Genomic DNA, 3,020 nt, shown 5'->3' with positions numbered 1-3,020 from the left:
GTATAGCCCCGAACAACTCGACACCATCCGCCGCCTGAATGACGCAGCGCGTCAGAGCCCCGGCGTCACGTCGTGCGCCAACGTCACGCAGGGCTTTCTTGCCCTCCCCGATGCGGATTGCTTCAAGGCCGTATCGGCGATCGTCGGTTTTACCAAGTTTGACGGCGACAACGACCCCTATGGTGAGCATGATTTCGGCGCGGTCTATCGCCTAGCGAGCGGTGAATGGTCGCAAGAGCGGCCGAGCGATGGCACGGCCATTTCCGAGACGGTTTTCTGGAAGGTGGATTACTACGACAACACGCTGACCTATGGTAGCGAAGCACCGTGGGATGCGCAGCAGACCACGCGCGTTCTGACGGTCATGCTGGCGAGCGAGTATTAACGGCCCCGATCCGGCGATCCGCGCTCAACCAAGCGCGGATCACGGCGCGCATCCGCCTCGCTCACACATGATTTGTTGAGGAGTCGCCTTGGAAGGCGTAGGGTTAAGAGCAGAAAGGATGACGCGATGGCCCAGATCGATCTTGAGACGTTGCGCGAGCGCATCCGCCAGATGGATTTCCAGCGCGGCACCCCCGAGCAGATCGCCCTTTGGCGGGAGGACGTAGCGGAAGCGCGTGCCAATCTCGCCATGGAGGACATGACGCCGACCATCGACGAAGACGCGATGTTCGCGATGATGCTCGACGAGGGCGTTCCGCCTGCCGTCATGCCGTCGATTATCCTCAGTCTCTATCAGCCCGGAACACGCCAGATCGCCGCCTGACCTTGGCGAGCGATCCCTACACGTATCCCGGCACCGAGACGCTTCGGAATCGGCTCGGAATCACCGACGACAAGACGCTTACAGAGGCCGAACGGAGACTGACCCAGGCACGGGGCGCGGAGGCCGCGCGCCTGACCTTTCCAGCCACCGCCGATGGCTATCGGGCGCTCCATAAGCACCTGTTCCAAGACCTCTACGATTGGGCGGGCCAGGACCGCACCGTCAGCATCGCCAAAGGCGGATCGAGCTTTGCCGCCGTCCCCTATCTCGCGCGCGAACTGGACAAGCGGTTCGCGGAGGTAGGAGCGCAGGGCGGCTTCCGGGGGATTCCTCGCGACGAGTTTTTCGATCGGCTCGGCAACCATATCAACGAGATCAACGCTATTCATCCCTTCCGCGAAGGGAACGGGCGCACCATGCGCCACCATGCCGCCCAGCTCGCCCGCGAAGCCGGCCACCCGATCCGCATCGCCGCGATCGACAAGGACCGTTGGATGGAAGCGTCCCGCCACGGCTTTCTGACCGGCGATCATCGCGGCATGGCCGCGGTTCTCTCCGCAGCGGCGATCAAGCGCGACCTCGCGCCCGAGGCGCGCATCGGCCCCGCAGGGATCGCCATGCTCCCCAAGCGTGCCCCGCCCGAGGGGCAACGCTACCGGGTGACGCTGACCAAGGCGCGCGAGGAGCTGGAACGCTATCTGCCGGCCGCCCGCCAACAGGCTGCCGACCGGCTACGCGGGCTGATCAAGGAGGGTGCCCCCTCCCCCGCCATCGCTAACGCGCGCACCGAACTCGCCTATGTCCGTCACGCCAAGGGGCCGATCTACCAATCGCACCTTCTCACCTATCTCGGCGTCCGTCAGGTCGATGCAGTCATTTCGCCCCAGCAGACACCGTTGGAGCGGGTGCGCGAGATCGGTGCGGCGCTCGGCGTCCAGATCAACAACCAGCAGCCGGCGCAGATCCAGCGCGCCGTCCGGTCGCTGGAGCAGCCGATCCTTCCTCCCGGCCACTCGCCAGGGCAGGAGCGCCTTGCCGAGCTGTTCCTGAAGAACACGGCGGAGAAGAACCAAGCCGATCCTCGCCTCGCGCCCGCCCAGGCGATCGTCGACGCGGCGAGGAAAACCGCGCGCGATCGGGGCGAGAGCGCGCGCATGGTCGGAGCGATTGGGGGGGCGACGCGCCAGCTCGTCGCGGATCGGATCAAAGCGGGCGGATCGCTAGACGGCGAAATCGGGCCCGCGACCCCGGCGCCGCGCGATAAGGACCGGAGCCGCTGACGGCGTTGTAAGGACGGGTGAGTGGTTGACGCATGATTGCCTGCTGCGGCCGATAACGGAAGCCATCCGATGGCCCGAAGGTTCTGCCTGTATGGCCTAAACCGCGTCATATCGCTAAGAGGCTGTTTGGAAAATCGTTGACGGGGGTTGTCGTGAGGCTCTGCGTCTGATTCAGGCTCTGGATGTGGACCCATCAGAGCCGAGGGCGCATGGCCCAGATTGCCAAGAAGACGAAGCGCTATCCCAGTGATCTGACCGATGAGGAATGGGATCGCCTGGCGCCGCTGATGCCCAGACCGGGGCGGCGGGGCCGTCCACGCGAGGTGGATTTTCGCGAGGTAATCAACGCCGTGCGCTACCTTGTTCGATCGGGCTGTGGCTGGCGGATGCTGCCGATCCATTTCGGGGCATGGCAGACGGTTTATGGCTGGTTCCGGGAACTGGCTCGCAGGTTCCTGTTCCAGACAATCCACGACATCGAACTGATGCTAGATCGCGAGCGCCAAGGGCGGGAGGCCAGTCCGAGCGCAGCAGTGATCGACAGCCAGTCGATCAAGGCGCCATCGGCAGAAAAGCGTGGGTTCGACGCAGGCAAGAGGGTTGTCGGGCGCAAGCGACATATCGCCGTCGATACCGATGGACGGCTGCTGATGGTCAACCTGACCACTGCGGACATTTCGGACAGCGCGGGCGCCCAGACCATCCTCGATGGCATCCGCAAACGCTGGCCCTGGATCAAACATCTCTTCGCCGATGGCGCCTATGACCGCCTCAAACTCATGGACAAAGCAAGCTATCTGGATTTCGTCGTCGAGGTCATTCGACGCAGCGATCAGCAGCAGGGCTTCAAGGTTCTGCCCCGGCGTTGGGTCGTTGAGCGGACCTTTGGCTGGATGATCCGATGGCGCCGATTGGTCCGCGATTACGAGAAGCGCATTGACGTCTCGAAGGCCATGATCCTCGTCGCCATG

At 63.9% G+C, this 3,020-nt stretch carries 4 protein-coding genes; all 4 read left to right on the top strand.

What is annotated here, in order from left to right; translation table 11 throughout:
- Positions 1-385, top strand: a 385-nt coding sequence (locus tag VMR39_RS01380) for a DUF3768 domain-containing protein (protein ID WP_325413611.1), incomplete at its 5' end; no start/stop codon positions are given.
- 126 nt (positions 386-511) lie between these two features.
- Positions 512-769 carry a hypothetical protein gene (locus VMR39_RS01375; protein ID WP_037508602.1) on the top strand — a complete coding sequence of 86 codons (258 nt, stop codon included), beginning with the start codon at positions 512-514 and terminating at the stop codon, positions 767-769.
- Positions 770-771: 2 nt separating this feature from the next.
- The gene (locus VMR39_RS01370) at positions 772-2,049 is read left to right on the top strand and encodes a Fic/DOC family protein (protein WP_037508604.1); all 1,278 of its coding nucleotides are present in this window, start codon (positions 772-774) and stop codon (positions 2,047-2,049) included.
- A 182-nt stretch (positions 2,050-2,231) separates the two neighbouring features.
- On the top strand, positions 2,232-3,020 hold a 789-nt coding region (locus tag VMR39_RS01365; RefSeq protein ID WP_325413607.1), incomplete at its 3' end, for an IS5 family transposase.

Source organism: Sphingobium sp. (genome assembly GCF_035511395.1).
GTDB lineage: Bacteria > Pseudomonadota > Alphaproteobacteria > Sphingomonadales > Sphingomonadaceae > Sphingobium.
This window is presented reverse-complemented; position numbering and strand designations above follow the sequence as displayed.

Coding starts and splice junctions, on each gene's coding strand:
- VMR39_RS01375 (WP_037508602.1), top strand. CDS start 512: ATGGCCCAGATCGATCTTGAGACGTTGCGCGAGCGCATCCGCCAGATG.